At 65.1% G+C, this 14,902-nt stretch carries 14 protein-coding genes; 1 reads left to right on the forward strand and 13 read right to left on the reverse strand.

Annotation, left to right across the window (positions count from 1 at the left end; genetic code table 11):
* The 13 genes from lipA to tpiA all read right to left on the reverse strand — a co-directional run bounded on the left by lipA (position 1) and on the right by tpiA (position 12,768).
* Positions 1-945 (reverse strand): lipoyl synthase, encoded by a 945-nt coding sequence (gene lipA / locus RJ527_16935; GenBank protein WND75705.1) that lies wholly within the window; start codon positions 943-945, stop codon positions 1-3.
* Between the two features lie 3 nt (positions 946-948).
* Entirely contained in the window at positions 949-2,370 is a 1,422-nt protein-coding gene (lpdA, locus tag RJ527_16940) for a dihydrolipoyl dehydrogenase (protein WND75706.1), read from the reverse strand.
* A gap of 14 nt (positions 2,371-2,384) precedes the next feature.
* Positions 2,385-3,689 carry a pyruvate dehydrogenase complex dihydrolipoamide acetyltransferase gene (locus RJ527_16945; protein ID WND75707.1) on the reverse strand — a complete coding sequence of 435 codons (1,305 nt, stop codon included), beginning with the start codon at positions 3,687-3,689 and terminating at the stop codon, positions 2,385-2,387.
* An 18-nt stretch (positions 3,690-3,707) separates the two neighbouring features.
* On the reverse strand, positions 3,708-5,075 hold the full coding sequence (locus RJ527_16950; GenBank protein ID WND75708.1) for a pyruvate dehydrogenase complex E1 component subunit beta: 1,368 nt from the start codon (positions 5,073-5,075) through the stop codon (positions 3,708-3,710).
* Positions 5,076-5,107: 32 nt separating this feature from the next.
* Entirely contained in the window at positions 5,108-6,148 is a 1,041-nt protein-coding gene (gene pdhA / locus RJ527_16955) for a pyruvate dehydrogenase (acetyl-transferring) E1 component subunit alpha (protein ID WND75709.1), read from the reverse strand.
* Positions 6,149-6,351: 203 nt separating this feature from the next.
* Entirely contained in the window at positions 6,352-6,741 is a 390-nt protein-coding gene (locus tag RJ527_16960; protein WND75710.1) for a hypothetical protein, read from the reverse strand.
* Positions 6,741-7,145 carry a hypothetical protein gene (locus RJ527_16965; protein WND75711.1) on the reverse strand — a complete coding sequence of 135 codons (405 nt, stop codon included), beginning with the start codon at positions 7,143-7,145 and terminating at the stop codon, positions 6,741-6,743. Before RJ527_16965 ends, RJ527_16960 begins: the two co-directional genes overlap by 1 nt.
* Before the next feature lie 4 nt (positions 7,146-7,149).
* A complete protein-coding gene (locus RJ527_16970) occupies positions 7,150-7,476 on the reverse strand; it encodes a septum formation initiator family protein (protein WND75712.1) in 327 nt (108 codons plus the stop codon).
* Between the two features lie 141 nt (positions 7,477-7,617).
* Positions 7,618-8,892, reverse strand: coding sequence for a phosphopyruvate hydratase (eno, locus tag RJ527_16975; GenBank protein ID WND75713.1), 1,275 nt, complete (start codon positions 8,890-8,892; stop codon positions 7,618-7,620).
* Between the two features lie 64 nt (positions 8,893-8,956).
* Entirely contained in the window at positions 8,957-9,793 is an 837-nt protein-coding gene (kdsA, locus tag RJ527_16980) for a 3-deoxy-8-phosphooctulonate synthase (protein ID WND75714.1), read from the reverse strand.
* 38 nt (positions 9,794-9,831) lie between these two features.
* Entirely contained in the window at positions 9,832-11,460 is a 1,629-nt protein-coding gene (locus RJ527_16985) for a CTP synthase (GenBank protein WND75715.1), read from the reverse strand.
* Between the two features lie 104 nt (positions 11,461-11,564).
* Positions 11,565-11,891, reverse strand: coding sequence for a preprotein translocase subunit SecG (gene secG / locus RJ527_16990; protein ID WND75716.1), 327 nt, complete (start codon positions 11,889-11,891; stop codon positions 11,565-11,567).
* Positions 11,892-12,000: 109 nt separating this feature from the next.
* Positions 12,001-12,768, reverse strand: coding sequence for a triose-phosphate isomerase (tpiA, locus tag RJ527_16995; protein WND75717.1), 768 nt, complete (start codon positions 12,766-12,768; stop codon positions 12,001-12,003).
* 193 nt (positions 12,769-12,961) lie between these two features.
* On the opposite strand from tpiA, the gene RJ527_17000 reads away from it, so the two are divergent.
* Positions 12,962-14,890: a SurA N-terminal domain-containing protein gene (locus RJ527_17000; GenBank protein ID WND75718.1), complete on the forward strand. Its 1,929-nt coding sequence runs from the start codon at positions 12,962-12,964 to the stop codon at positions 14,888-14,890.
* Positions 14,891-14,902: the final 12 nt, after the last annotated feature.

Consider the following 14,902-nt stretch of genomic DNA (forward strand, 5'->3'; position numbering starts at 1 on the left):
TTAGCCCCTGCCCGCCTGACGCGCGGCTTGCAACTTGGCGAAGTCCTCGCCGGCGTGGTGGGACGAGCGGGTCAGCGGTGAGGCCGAGACCAGCAGGAAGCCCTTGGCTTCGGCCAGGCGCCTGTATTCGGTGAACTCGTCCGGCGTGACGAAACGGTCGACGGGGGCATGGCGCGTGGTCGGCGCCAGATACTGGCCGATGGTCAGGAAATCGACGCGGGCGGAGCGCAGGTCGTCCATGACCTGCAACACTTCCGAGCGCGTCTCGCCCAGGCCGACCATGATGCCGGACTTGGTGAAGACTTCCGGGTCCAGGTCCTTGGCGCGGTCGAGCAGCTTCAGGGAATGGAAATAGCGCGCGCCCGGGCGGATCGTAGGGTAGAGCCGCGGCACGGTCTCCAGGTTGTGGTTGAACACGTCCGGCTTCGCCTGGATTACGGCTTCGAGTGCCCCTGGTTTGTCGCGGAAATCGGGGGTCAGGATCTCGATGGTCGTTTCCGGCGTGGTTTCCCTTAGACGCATGATGCACTTCACGAACTGCCCCGCCCCGCCATCGGCCAGATCGTCGCGGTCGACCGAGGTGATGACCAGATGCTTCATGCCCATTTCGCCGGCGGCGATGGCCAGGTTGTCGGGCTCCAGCGGATCGACCGTCCCCGGCTTGCCCGTGGCGACGTTACAGAAGGCGCAGGCCCGTGTGCAGATATCGCCCAGGATCATTACCGTGGCGTGCTTCTGGGCCCAGCATTCGCCGATGTTCGGGCAGGCCGCTTCCTCGCAGACCGTGGTCAGGTTGCGGTCGCGCATCAGCTTGCGGGTTTCCGCATAGGCCGGCGACGTGGGCGCCTTGACCCTAATCCACGCAGGTTTCTTCTGGTGGGGATTTTCCGGATTTTTTGCCTTTTCCGGATGACGTAGCGGACGCACGTTGTCTGTGTTTGCCATGGCTTAGAAGTGGATCACCCGCCCGTAAGCGTCAAGGACGGATTCATGCATCATTTCCGACAGGGTCGGATGCGGGAACACCGTGTGCATGAGGTCTTCCTCGGTGGTTTCCAGGCCCATGGCGATGACGAAGCCCTGGATCAGCTCGGTCACTTCGGCGCCGACCATGTGGGCACCCAGCAACTGTCCGGTCTTTTCGTCGAACACCGTCTTGACCAGGCCGTCGGGCTCGCCCAACGCAATCGCCTTGCCGTTGCCGAGGAACGGGAAGCGGCCGACCTTCACCTTGTAGCCCTGTTCCTTCGCCTTGGCCTCGGTCAGGCCGACGCTGGCGACCTGCGGATGGCAATAGGTGCAGCCCGGAATCTGGGTCTTGTCCATGGGATGGACATTAGGCAGGCCCTTGATCTTCTCGACGCAGATGACGCCCTCGTGCTCGGCCTTATGGGCCAGCATGGGCGGGCCGGCGACGTCGCCGATGGCGTAGACACCCGGTTCCGCCGTGCGGCCGTATTCGTCGATGACGATGCAGCCGCGGTCGGTCTTGACCTTGGTGTTCTCAAGCCCGATGCCTTCGATGTTGCCCTGCACGCCGACGGCGGAAATGACCCGGTCGACCTTGATTTCCTGGGTCTTGCCGTCCTTGGTCTCGACCGTGCAGGTCACGTCGTTGGCCCCTTTGGCCAGCTTCGTAACCTTGGCTTCGGTCATGATCTTGAGGCCCGATTTCTCCATTTGCTTGCGCGCGACCGCGGAAATCTCCGCGTCCTCGACGGGCATGATCTGGGACATGACCTCGACCACCGTCACGTCGGCGCCCAGCGTGTGATAGAAGCTCGCGAATTCGATGCCGATGGCGCCCGATCCGATGACCAGAAGCTTTTTCGGGAAGATGTCGGGCTTCAGCGCCTCGAAATAGGTCCAGACCAGCTTGCCGTCGGGCTCCAGCCCCGGCAATGCCCGCGGGCGCGCCCCCGTGGCGACGATGATGTGCTTGCCGGTCAAATCGGGCAGCGCCTTGCCGCCACCTTTTCCATCATCAGGGCCCGTGACGCCGACCTTGCCGCCGCCCTTGAGCACGCCGGTGCCGTCAATGACCGTCACCTTGTTCTTCTTCAACAGATGCCCGACGCCGCCGTTCAGCTGCTTGGACACGCCGCGCGAGCGGCCGATGACCTTTTCGATGTCGAAGGACACGTCCTTGGCCGACAGGCCGTAGGCGTCCGCGTGCTGCATGTAGTGATAGATCTCGGCGGAACGCAGCAGCGCCTTGGTCGGAATGCAGCCCCAGTTGAGGCAGATGCCGCCCAGGTGCTGTTTCTCGACCACGCAAGTCTTGAAGCCCAGCTGCGCCGCGCGGATCGCGGCGACGTAGCCGCCCGGCCCGCCGCCGATGATCAGGATGTCGAAAGACGTATCCGCCATGTGACCGCCCTCCTCTACAGCAGCAACTGAATGGGATCTTCGAGGATCGCCTTCAGTTCCTTGGCAAAGCCGGCCGCCGTGGCGCCGTCGATGCAGCGGTGGTCGACCGCGAGCGTCAGGGACATCACCGTGGCGACGGAAAGCGCGCCGTTCTTCACGACCGGCCGCTGTTCGCCGGCGCCGACCGACAGGATGCCGCCCTGGGGCGGGTTGATGATGGAGTTGAAGGACTTCACCCCGAACATGCCCAGGTTGGAGATGGTGAAGGTACCGCCCTGGAATTCCTCGGGCTGAAGCTTGCCGTCCCGCGCCTTGCCGGCCAGTTCCTTGGCCTTGGCGGAAATGGCGGCGAGGCCGAGCGATCCCGCGTCCTTGATGATCGGGGTGATCAACCCGCCCTCGATGGCGACGGCGACGGACACGTCGGCGCGCTTGAACTTGAGGATCGCGTCGTCCGTGTAGGACACGTTGACGTCCGGGCAGCGGCGGAGCGCCACGGCGACGGCCTTGATGACGAAGTCGTTGACGGAAATCTTGTAGTCCGCCCCGTCGCGTCCGTTCAGGTCCTTGCGCGCGGCCAGCAGCTTGTCGATCTCGACGTCGATCGAGATGTTGAAATGCGGGATGTCGCGGGCCGAGGCCGTCAGGCGCGTGGCAATGACCTTGCGCATGGAGGAATTCGGCACGGCCTCGAACTCCGGCATGTTGGCGAACACCGGATCGCCTTGGGTCGGCGTCGGCGCGGCGGCCGGGGCGCTGGCGCCCGAGGGGGCCGGTGCAGCCGCCGAAGGGGCGGCCTTGCCCGTGCCGGCGGCCAAGGCCGCCTCCACGTCGCGTTTGACCACGCGGCCGCGCGGGCCGGAGCCGCCGATGGTGGCGAGGTCGAGGCCTTCCTGGGCGGCGATGCGCTTGGCCAGCGGGCTCGCGACCACCCGGTCGCCGGATGCCGCGGCCGGGGCGGCGGCAGGTGCTGCGGGCGTTGCCGGTGCGGCTGCCGGGGCCGGCTTGGCCGCCTCCGCCGCCGGGGCCGCGGCCCCACCGGAAGTATCGGCGCCGTCGAGGGCCGAGGCGTCTTCGCCGTCTTCCAGCAGCAACGCGATCACCGCGTTCACGGCGACGTCGGCGGTGCCTTCCGGCACCACGATCTTGCCGAGGATGCCTTCGTCCACGGCTTCGACTTCCATGGTCGCCTTGTCGGTTTCGATTTCCGCGAGAACGTCGCCGCTTTCGACGGCGTCGCCTTCCTTCTTGTGCCACTTGGCCAGGTTGCCCTCGGTCATGGTCGGGCTCAGGGCCGGCATCAGGATTTTGATCGGCATGATGTCTCTCCCCGCGCTTTAAGCGTAGCAGACGGCTTTCGCCGCCTCGACCACGTTATGGGCCTTGGGCAGGGCCAACGCCTCCAGGTTCGCCGCATAGGGCATGGGCACGTCGGCGCCGGACACCCGGGTCGGCGGCGCGTCCAGGTCGTCGAAGGCATGTTCGATCATCAACTGGTTGATTTCGGCGCCGATCCCGCAGGTCGGCCAGCCTTCCTCCACCGTGACGATGCGGTTGGTCTTCTTGACGGACGCGACCAGGGTTTCGACGTCGATGGGACGCACCGTGCGCAGGTTGATGACCTCCGCGTCGATGCCTTCGGCGGCCAGCTTTTCCGCCGCTTCCATGCAGATGCCGACGGCGATGGAGAAGGCGACCAGGGTCACGTCCTTGCCGGGGCGTTCAACCTTGGCCTTGCCGATGGGCAGGGTCCAGTCTTCATCGTCCGGCACTTCGAAGCTTTGGCCGTAGAGAATTTCGTTTTCCAGGAAGATCACCGGGTTGGGATCACGGATCGCCGATTTCAACAGGCCCTTGGCATCCGCCGCCGACCACGGGGCGATGACCTTGAGGCCCGGGCAATGGGCGTACCACGACGCATAGCACTGGGAATGCTGGGCGCCGACGCGGGCCGCCGCCCCGTTGGGGCCACGGAACACGATGGGGCAGCCCATCTGGCCGCCGGACATGTACAGCGTCTTGGCGGCGGAATTGATGATCTGGTCGATCGCCTGCATGGCGAAGTTGAAGGTCATGAATTCGACCACGGGCTTCAGTTCCAGGAACGCGGAGCCCACGGCCATCCCGGCGAAGCCTTGTTCGGTGATCGGCGTGTCGATCACGCGCTTGTCGCCGAATTCGTCGAGCAGGCCCTGAGAAATCTTGTAGGCGCCCTGGTACTGGGCGACTTCCTCGCCCATCAGGTAGACGTTGCCGTCGCGGCGCATTTCCTCGGCCAGGGCGGAATTGAGCGCCTCGCGCACGGTCATGGTTTTCATGGCGCCGGTGTAATCGGGCTCGGCCGCGACCGTTGCCGCAACAGGGGCGGCGGCTGTCGCCGGCGCGGCCGGGGCCGGCGCTTCGGCCTTGGGTTCCGGGGCCTTGACGGCGGCCGGGGCATTGCCGCCTTCGGGGATGTCTTCACCCTCGTCAACGATCACCGCGATGGGCGTGTTGACGGCGACGCCGTCCGTGCCGTCGGGGACCAGGATCTTGCCCAGGATGCCCTCATCGACGGCCTCGACCTCCATGGTCGCCTTGTCGGTTTCGATTTCCAGCAACACGTCGCCGCTTGCAACCGTGTCCCCTTCCTTCTTGAGCCACTTGGCGATCTTGCCCTCGGTCATGGTCGGAGAAAGCGCCGGCAGAAGTACTTGCGTAGCCATGTTCAGATGTTCCCTTCGTGCGACGTTTTCGTTCAGGCTTCGACCAGGACGTCGGTCCACAATTCGGACGCGTCCGGTTCCGGGCTCTGTTGGGCGAACTCGGCGGCCTCGTTGGCCAGGGCCTTCACTTCCTTGTCGATGGCCTTGAGATCGTCCTCGGTGACGACCTTGGCTTCCAGAAGCTTGTGGGCGAGCGTGTCGATGGGGTCCATCTCGCGGCGCACCTTCTGGACCTCTTCCTTGGTCCGGTATTTGGCCGGGTCGGACATGGAATGGCCGCGATAGCGGTAGGTCTTCATTTCCAGAATCACCGGGCCCTTGCCTTCGCGGCAGCGCTTGAGCGCCTCGGCCGCGGCTTCCTTGACCGCCAGAACGTCCATGCCGTCGACGGCAAAGCCCTCGATGCCGTGGGCCAGGCCGCGGGTGTGCAGGTCGGCGGTCTTGGAGGTGCGTTCGATCGACGTGCCCATGCCGTACTTGTTGTTTTCGATCACATAGATCACCGGCAGGTTCCAGATCGCGGCCATGTTGAAGCTCTCATAGACCTGGCCCTGGTTGATGGCGCCGTCGCCGAAATAGGCCATGCAGACACCGCCGTCGCCCTTGTACTTATGGGCGAAGGCCAGCCCCGTGCCGAGCGGCACCTGGGCGCCGACGATGCCGTGGCCGCCGAAGAAGTTCTTTTCGCGCGAGAACATGTGCATGGAGCCGCCCTTGCCGCGCGAATAGCCGCCGCGCCGGCCGGTCAGTTCGGCCATCACGCCCTTGGGGTCCATGCCGCAGGCCAGCATGTGGCCATGGTCGCGGTAGCTGGTGATGACGGTGTCCTGCGGTTCCGACGCCGCCATCATGCCGACGACGACCGCTTCCTGACCGATATAGAGGTGGCAGAAACCGCCGATCAGGCCCATGCCGTAAAGCTGACCCGCCTTTTCCTCGAACCGGCGGATGAGCAGCATCTCGCGGTAATAATGGCGAAGCTCGTCCGGCGTGGGACCTGTTTTTGAGGATTTCGCGTTGGATGACTTGGCGGGCGTTTTTGCCTTCGCCGCCGTCTTGGGTGACCGGGCCATTGGACCTCCCTTGGCTGACTGTTTCCATCCCCAGATGGCGCGCCAAAGGTGTCCGCCTTTTCGCTCCCTCCCAGGGCCGGCGGTTACCCGCCATCACTTCAGGAGATCATAGCTGAAAAAAGGGACGAAAAACAATATAGGTCAGGAATACTGCTATTTAATTAATTCAATAACAGTTAAAAATAGATCGTTACGGTCACGGATCAGGCCTGTTTGGCCGCGTCCAGCCAGGGCCACAGGCAGCCTTCCCGCCCGTAAATCCGTGACAGCAGACCGTTGTCGCCGATCACGATCGCCGACGATTTCTTCCATTGCCGGATGTGCGCGGGAGACGCCCAATGGGTGACGGCGTATTCGCGGCCGCCGTCCATGACCTCGACGTCGTAGCCGAGATAGCCCGGGCTTTGTTCCGCCAGGGTGGCGAGCAGGCGCAGCGCCTCGGCCCATCTGGTCGGCGGGTCGCCGTCCCAGGCATCGGTGAACAGGACCGCGAAATAGGTCGGCCGGCCGTCCCCTTCGGGGGCGACGTCGAGGCACGCCGACGCCAGCAGGTCCCTGTCCTCGGCGACCGCAATGGACGCCTGGGCGGACATTATGCCGCACTCCGTTCGACCGCCGGTGCCGGCGGCGTGAAGGTGCTCATGATCTCGACGGAAAGGGGCGTCTTGCGCCCGAACAGGCGTTTGACGACGCGCGTCACCTCGATGGCGCAGGCATCCTCGATGCGCCGGTTCTTCAGGCTCACCTCTTCCATCATTTGCGCCAGCACGCGGGTTTTCCAACCCTGAATCGCCGCCGGTGTTTTCCAATAGCACACGGCGGCCCCCCGGCCGTCATCCAGGCGGCCCGTCTCAAGACCGAGAAATCCGTCGAGACGCGGCGCCAGGGAAATCAATTCATCCATGGCCAGACGGCCCGACGGGTCGATGTCGCCGCCGACCGGCGTGACGACGGCAGCGTAATAAGGCGGACGCAGGGTTTCCGCGAGCGATCCCATCGGCTCAGCCCCCCGTCTTGGTAAAGAAGATGACGTAATCGCGGTCGAAGCCGACGTTCAGCATGACGCGGGCCCGTTCCTCAAGCATGTCGAGGTCGAGGGACTGGGAACCGAGGAGTTCGACCCGGTGTTCCCACTCACTGCGCTGCGCCTTCAGGTCGTCGGCGAGGATCTGCGCCTCGGCGACCTTTTCCTGCATCAGCATCAGGGACGTCACGCCCCGGTCGCCGTGGACCGTGTGATAGGCAAAATAGGCACAGGCCAGAATGCCCAGAGACGGCCCCAGGGCCGCGGTCAGTTTTTTCTTCAGAGAGGCAAAGCGTGTCGCCATTGTTCGTATTCCCCAGTATTCCCCATGCCGGTTCCGCGAATCGGCAGGTACGAATCTAAGGAATGATGGTTAATTTTCGGTTAGGACTCGGAAAAGCCCTTTGTTTTCCAGTACTTTGGAAATCCGAAAAGGTTAACGCGATCAGCCGAACAGCGCGGCGCCGTTGTACCGCGCCGTCGGCCCCAGGTCCTCGTTGATGCGCAGAAGCTGGTTGTACTTGGCCAGCCGGTCGGAGCGCGACAGCGACCCGGTCTTGATCTGCCCGGCGTTGGTGGCGACGGCGATGTCGGCGATGGTGGTGTCCTCGGTCTCGCCGGAACGGTGGGAAATCACCGCCGTGTAGCCCGCCTTGTGGGCCATCTCGACCGTCTGCAGGGTTTCCGACAAGGTGCCGATCTGGTTGACCTTGATGAGGATCGAATTGGCGACGCCCTTCTCGATGCCGTCGGCCAGGCGCACCGGGTTGGTCACGAACAGGTCGTCGCCGACCAACTGCACCGTTCCACCGATGGCGTCGGTCAGGGCCTTCCAGCCGTCCCAGTCGTCCTCGGCCATGCCGTCCTCGATGGATTTAATGGGATAGTTGGCGCAGAGATCCTGGTAAAGCCGCGCCATCTCGTCGGCGCCGAGGGTCTTGCCGATCCCTTCCATGACGTACTTGCCGTCCCGGTAGAATTCGGTCGAGGCGCTGTCGAGGGCCAGGACCACGTCCTCGCCCGGCGCGTAGCCGGCGTCGGAAATGGCCTTCATGATGAAGTCGAGCGCTTCTTCCGAGCTGCTCAGGTTCGGCGCGAAGCCGCCTTCGTCACCCACGTTGGTGGCGTGCCCCGCCTTGGCCAGGCCCTTTTTCAGGGTATGGAACACCTCCGCCCCCATGCGCAGGGCGTCGGGGAAATCGTCCGCACCCACGGGCATGATCATGAATTCCTGGAAATCGATGGGATTGTCCGCATGCGCGCCGCCGTTGATGATGTTCATCATCGGCACCGGCAGGTCGCGGGCGAAGGCGCCGCCGACATAGCGGTACAGCGGCAGGCCCGCCTCCTCCGCCGCCGCCTTGGCGGCGGCCAGGCTGACGCCCAGGATCGCGTTGGCGCCGAGCCGCGCCTTGTTGGGCGTGCCGTCCAGCTCGATCATCACGTTGTCGATGAACAACTGATCCTCGACGTCCGCGCCGGCCAGGGCGTCGCAGATTTCGCCGTTCACGGCGTCGACGGCGGCCAGCACGCCCTTGCCCAGGTAGCGCGCATCGTCGCCGTCGCGGAGTTCCACGGCCTCATGGGCGCCGGTCGACGCCCCCGACGGCACGGCGGCGCGGCCGAGCGTGCCCGTTTCCAGGGTCACGTCCACTTCCACGGTGGGGTTGCCGCGGGAATCCAGGATTTCGCGGGCGAATACGTCGACGATGGCGGTCATGTCTTTCTCCGGTCAGGTCCGGCCAGCGGGCCGTCTGTTAGGCGTCAGGGTCAGGATCAGGGCTTTATAGGGAAACCGGGTGGGCCTTGGCCAGCCGGTCGAACGCCGCGAGCGTTTCTAGCACGCCCGGCATGTCGGTTAGATGAATCATGTTGGGGCCGTCGGACGGCGCCGTGTCCGGGTCTTCATGGGTTTCCATGAACACGGCGGCGACGCCCACGGCCACGGCGGCGCGGGCCAGCACGGGCGCGAATTCCCGCTGCCCGCCGGATGTCGTGCCCTGCCCACCCGGCTGCTGCACGGAATGGGTCGCGTCGAACACCACGGGGCAGCCGGTCTTGGCCAGCACCGGCAGGGCCCGCATGTCGGACACCAGGGTGTTGTAGCCGAAGCTAGCCCCCCGCTCACACACCATGACGCGCTGATTGCCGGTGGATTTGATCTTGTCGACCACGTTCTGCATGTCCCATGGGGCCAGGAATTGGCCCTTCTTGACGTTGATGGCGGCCCCCGTCTCGCCGGCGGCGAGCAGCAGGTCCGTCTGACGGCACAGGAAGGCCGGAATTTGCAGCACGTCGACCACGGTCGCGGCCTCGGCGCATTGCCCGGCGTCGTGCACATCGGTCAGCACGGGACAGCCGATCTGTTTCTTCACCGCCTCGAACACGGGCAAGGCCTTGTCCAGGCCCATGCCGCGCGGGCTGGTGGCGCTGGTGCGGTTGGCCTTGTCGAAGGACGTCTTGTAGATCAGCCCCATGCCCAACTTGCCGGTCATTTCCATGAGCGCGCCGGCCATGTCCAGCGCATGGTTCTGGCTTTCCATGGCGCAGGGCCCGGCGATCAGCACGAGCGGCAGGCCGTTGCCGATGTTCAGGTCGCCGACGGTGATCGAAGAGGACAAGGGCGTTTCCTTAAAAGGCCGGTTAGACCAGATGTTGTTTAAACCAATCTGGCCTGCTTGACCGCCGCGTCGATGAAGGACGTGAACAGCGGATGCGGCTCGAACGGTTTCGATTTCAGTTCCGGGTGGAACTGCACCCCGATGAACCACGGATGCTCGGGGATTTCAACGATTTCCGGCAGCAGGCCGTCGGGCGACATGCCGGTGAACATGAGGCCCGCCGCCTCCAGGCGCGCACGGTATTCCGTGTTGACCTCGTAGCGATGGCGGTGGCGCTCCGAAATGTCCTGCTGGCCGTAGATATCGCGGACGCGCGAACCGTCCTGCAATGCGCAGGGAAAGGCGCCCAGGCGCATGGTGCCGCCCAGGTTGCCGCCTTGTTTGCGCTGTTCCAATTGATTGCCGTTCATCCATTCCGTCAGCAGGCCGACCACAGGCTCCTTGGCCGGGCCGAATTCGGTCGAACTCGCCCCCTTGATGCCGGCCAGATTGCGCGCCGCCTCGACCACGGCCATCTGCATGCCGAAGCAGATGCCGAAATAGGGCACGCCGCGCTCACGCGCGAAGGTGACGGCGGAAATCTTGCCTTCCGATCCGCGCTCGCCGAAGCCGCCCGGAACCAGCACGCCGTGCACGTCCTCAAGGGTATGCAGGGCCTCGGTCTCGGTCTCGAAGATTTCCGACTCGATCCACTTGATGTTGACCTTGACGTTGTTGGCGATACCGCCGTGGGTCAGGGCCTCGATCAGCGACTTGTAGGCGTCGGGCAACACCGTGTACTTGCCGACCACGGCGATCGACACCTCGCCCTCGGGCCGGATCGCGGTCTCGGCGATGGTCTCCCAGCGGCTGAGGTCCGGCTCCCCCGTCTCGATGTTGAAATGGCGGTAGACGGAGGCATCCAGGCCTTCGGCGTGATAGGCCAGCGGCACCCGGTAGATGGTGTCCACGTCCAGGGCCGGGATGACGTCGCGTTCATCGACGTTGCAGAACAGGGAAATCTTTTTGCGCTCGCCCTCGGGCAACGGCCGGTCGGCGCGGCACAACAGCACGTCCGGCTGAATCCCGACGCTCAGCAGTTCCTTCACGGAATGCTGGGTCGGCTTGGTCTTCAACTCGCCCGCCGTCGGGATATAAGGCAGCAGCGTCAGATGCATATACATGGTGCGGTCGCGGCCCAGGTCGTTGCGCAACTGACGAATGGCCTCCAGGAACGGCAGGCCCTCGATGTCGCCGACCGTGCCGCCGATCTCGCACAGGATGAAGTCTTCGTCCTCCAGGTCCGAGGTCACGAAATTCTTGATGGCGTCGGTGACGTGGGGAATGACCTGGATGGTGGCGCCCAGATAGTCGCCGCGCCGTTCCTTGGCGATCACGTCCGAATAGATGCGGCCCGTGGTCACGTTGTCGGACTGGCGGGACGCCACGCCGGTGAAGCGCTCGTAATGGCCGAGGTCGAGATCGGTCTCCGCCCCGTCGTCGGTGACGTAGACCTCGCCGTGCTGATAGGGGCTCATGGTCCCTGGATCAACGTTGAGATAGGGATCCAGCTTGCGCAAACGGACCTTGAATCCGTTCGCCTGCAGCAAGGCCCCGAGAGCCGCCGATGCCAGTCCTTTTCCGAGGGAAGAGACCACGCCGCCGGTGATGAAGATGAACCGCGTCATGGGCCTACACAATACACTGACGGTTGATGGGGCAAAAAGAAAAGAGGCGGGAAATTCCCCGCCTCTGATCGATGTTCCGGGAGTCGCGGATTCCTGCCATTTCCCTACTTGGCGATCGGGGCTGCGGGGGCCGCGGGCACGCTCGGCGCGGGCGCGGTCTGGGCCGGCTGGTCGAGAATCGACCCCGTCGCCGCCTTGCGGTCGTGGGCGGCGATGATCGCCAGCACCAGCGAGGTGATCATGAACGCGGTCGCCAAGATCGCCGTCGTGCGGGTCAACAGGTCGGCCGTCGCGCGCCCGGTCATGAAGCCGCCCATGCCGCCACCGCCGCCACCGATGCCCAGGCCGCCGCCTTCGGAGCGCTGCAACAGCACCACACCGACCAAGCCGATGGCCAGCAGCAGGTGAATGACCAGGATCACGTTTTGCATCGAACTTCCTTCCAAACGGGCCGTGCGCCGCCGTGGCGCGCACCGACCCCAATCAGTTGGGCCGCGTTTTACTGCGTTGCAAGGCCGATTACCAGGAGGTTTTGCGCCCTCACGCCACGGCCTCGGCAATCGCCCAGAAATCGTCGGCCTTCAGCGCCGCCCCGCCGATCAGCCCGCCGTCGACATCGGCCAGGGCCAGAAGCTCCGCCGCGTTGCCGGGTTTCATCGACCCGCCATAGAGAATGCGCACCCCCGCCGCCGCATCCGCACCGAACCGGCCGGCCAGCGATGCGCGGATCGCCGCGTGCATTTCCTGGGCGTCCCCGGGCGTCGCGGTCTTGCCCGTGCCGATGGCCCAGACGGGCTCGTAGGCGATGACCAGATTATCCGGGTTCGAGCCCTCGGGGACGGAGCCCGCGACCTGACCGACCACGACCTCGGCCGCGCGGCCGGCGTCGCGTTCCGCCTCGGTCTCGCCGACGCAGACAATGGCGCACAGCCCCGCCGCCTGCGCCGCCCGGGCCTTTTCCACAACCTGGGCGTCGGTTTCGTGATGGTCCGTGCGCCGCTCGGAATGGCCGACAATGACGAAGTCGCAGCCGACCTGGGCCAGCAGGGCCGCGCTGACGTCGCCCGTATGGGCCCCCTGCTCTTTTCCATGGCAATCCTGGGCGCCCAGCGCCAACCCGCTTTCCTCGATTCGGGCGGCGATCATGGGCAACAGCGGAAACGGCGGGCACAGCGCCATGTCGAAGGCGGGTGGTGCGTCCAGCGCGGTCATGCGCCGGGCCAGTTCGCCGGCCAGGGAATCGACCTCGTCCAGCCCACCGTTCATTTTCCAGTTGCCCGCGATCAGCGGCGTCCGCCCTTGGCTCATGTCACACCTATGTATTGGATGTATCGGATGGTTTCTCTTGCTGCGCCTCCTCTAACACAGGCCCCCCGGCAAGCCAATCGGCAAGCCGCCGGAACGGCGCCGCAATCGGCGTCCAAGTGGTGTTGCGGGCGTTCCGCGCCCCCTCTATGATGCGCCGCCCCAAGGAGAAGGGCGCAACCCAGAAGGATTTTCCATGCTTCGTCAAATTCGCGAAAAGACCGGCTCACTCGTCGTCAAGATCATCCTCGGCCTGCTCGTCATCAGTTTCGGCGCCTGGGGTATCGGGGACATGGTCCAATTCCGTCCCGACGACCAGCCCGTCGCCGAAGTGGCCGGCAAGGAATTGTCGCGCCGCGACGTGGAAAACGAGGTCCGCCGCGAGATGGCGCGGCTCAATCCCCGGTTCGCCGGCCAGCTGACGCCGGAAACGGCGCGCCTTCTGGGCCTGCCGCAATCGGTTTTGGGCCAGCTGATCAACGATATCCTGCTGACCAAGGCCGCGCATGACATGGATATCGCCGTGTCCGACACCATCGTGCGCGACGCCGTGCGCGCGTCCAACGCGTTCCGCAGCAACCTGGGCGCCGGCGGCTTCGACCGTCAGAAGTTTCAGAACATGCTTTATCAGTTCGGCCTGACCGAACAGGAATTCCTGGAACGCGCGCGCCGCGAACTGGCCCGCGGACAGCTGCTCGACACGGTCGAGGCCGGCGTTGTGGCGCCCGACGTGCTGGCCGAGACCTTCTATCGCTACCGCGAGGAAACCCGCAGGGCGGAAACCCTGTTCGTGACCGACGCGGCGGCGCAGATCACGACCGAGCCGAGCGAACTTGAACTGCGCGCCTACCACAAGGCCAACCCGTCCGCCTTCACCGCCCCCGAATACCGCGCCATCACCCTGGCCGTGCTCAGCGCCAAGGGCCTGACCGACATCGCGGCGGTGACCGACGCCGATGTGGAGAAGACCTTCAAGGAACAGGCGGAAACCTTGGGCACGCCGGAAAGGCGCGCCCTGTCGCAGATGGTCCTGCCCGATCAGGCGACCGCCGACAAGGCGGCCAAGGCGCTGTCCGAAGGACGGACCTTCGTCGACGTCGCCAAGGAATTCGCCGGCATGGACGAAGCCGGCACGGACCTGGGCACGGTCGCCCGTGACGAGGTTCTGACGGAAATCGCCGACGCGGCCTTCGCGGCGCCCGCGGGCGGCGTGACGCCCCCCCTGCCCGGCCCCGGCGGCATCGGGTTCTACATCGTCAAGGTGCGCGAGATCACGCCTGCCCATGTCGCCACCCTGGACGAGGTCAAGGACAAGCTGCGGGCGACGATCGCCCATGAACGCGCCATCGATGCGCTCTACACCCAGGTCAACCGCATGGAAGACGATCTGGGCAAGGGAGCGTCCATCGAAACCGTGGCGGAGGCCATGAACATCAAGGCGATGAAGATCGCGGCCCTGGATTCCAGCGGCAACGGCCCGGACGGCAAGCCGGCGGCGGGCCTGCCGGATAACGCCCAGGCCATCGTCGCCGCCGCCTTCGAAACCGAGGAAGGGACCGATTCCACCCTTCGTGAAATGGGCGACGACGCCTTCTTCGTGCTGCGCGTGGACAAGGTGACCAAGCCGGCGGTGCGTCCCTTCGAGACGGTCAAGGATCAGGTCAAGGCCGCCGTCATGGCCGAACGCAAGCGCGACGCCGCCCTGGCCTTCGCCAAGCAGTTGGCCGAACGTCTGAAAACGGTCGAGGATGCCAAGGCCGTCGCCGCCGATGCGGGGGTCGCCTATGCGGAAACCAAGGCCCTGAAACGCTATATGGCGCGCAGCCAGTCGGACCTTCCCGGCCAGGTGCTGCAGGATATCTTCACGCTGAACACCGGCGAGGCCAAGGTGACCCGTGCCGACGGCGGCTATTTCATCGCCCGCCTGAAATCCGTCACTCAGGCCGATCCGGCCGCCGACAAGACCGGCGTCGACACGATGCGCCAAGAACTGGCGTCGGTGCTGAAGGATGATCTGGTCACGCAACTGGCGGGAGCCTTGCGCAAGGACCTGGGCGTGACCGTCCATCAGGACGTTCTGAACCAGATTCTGAACCCCGGCGCGACGCCGGCCGCGGCCAACTAGACCCGGTCGGGC

It is taken from the genome of Thalassospiraceae bacterium LMO-SO8 (assembly GCA_031655335.1).
GTDB lineage: Bacteria > Pseudomonadota > Alphaproteobacteria > Rhodospirillales > Casp-alpha2 > UBA1479.

Coding starts and splice junctions, on each gene's coding strand:
- RJ527_16960 (WND75710.1), bottom strand. CDS start 6,741: ATGTCCGCCCAGGCGTCCATTGCGGTCGCCGAGGACAGGGACCTGCTG.
- RJ527_16970 (WND75712.1), bottom strand. CDS start 7,476: ATGGCGACACGCTTTGCCTCTCTGAAGAAAAAACTGACCGCGGCCCTG.
- RJ527_16985 (WND75715.1), bottom strand. CDS start 11,460: ATGACGCGGTTCATCTTCATCACCGGCGGCGTGGTCTCTTCCCTCGGA.
- RJ527_17000 (WND75718.1), top strand. CDS start 12,962: ATGCTTCGTCAAATTCGCGAAAAGACCGGCTCACTCGTCGTCAAGATC.
- tpiA (WND75717.1), bottom strand. CDS start 12,768: ATGAGCCAAGGGCGGACGCCGCTGATCGCGGGCAACTGGAAAATGAAC.
- eno (WND75713.1), bottom strand. CDS start 8,892: ATGACCGCCATCGTCGACGTATTCGCCCGCGAAATCCTGGATTCCCGC.
- RJ527_16965 (WND75711.1), bottom strand. CDS start 7,145: ATGGGATCGCTCGCGGAAACCCTGCGTCCGCCTTATTACGCTGCCGTC.
- secG (WND75716.1), bottom strand. CDS start 11,891: ATGCAAAACGTGATCCTGGTCATTCACCTGCTGCTGGCCATCGGCTTG.
- lpdA (WND75706.1), bottom strand. CDS start 2,370: ATGGCGGATACGTCTTTCGACATCCTGATCATCGGCGGCGGGCCGGGC.
- pdhA (WND75709.1), bottom strand. CDS start 6,148: ATGGCCCGGTCACCCAAGACGGCGGCGAAGGCAAAAACGCCCGCCAAG.
- lipA (WND75705.1), bottom strand. CDS start 945: ATGGCAAACACAGACAACGTGCGTCCGCTACGTCATCCGGAAAAGGCA.
- RJ527_16945 (WND75707.1), bottom strand. CDS start 3,689: ATGCCGATCAAAATCCTGATGCCGGCCCTGAGCCCGACCATGACCGAG.
- RJ527_16950 (WND75708.1), bottom strand. CDS start 5,075: ATGGCTACGCAAGTACTTCTGCCGGCGCTTTCTCCGACCATGACCGAG.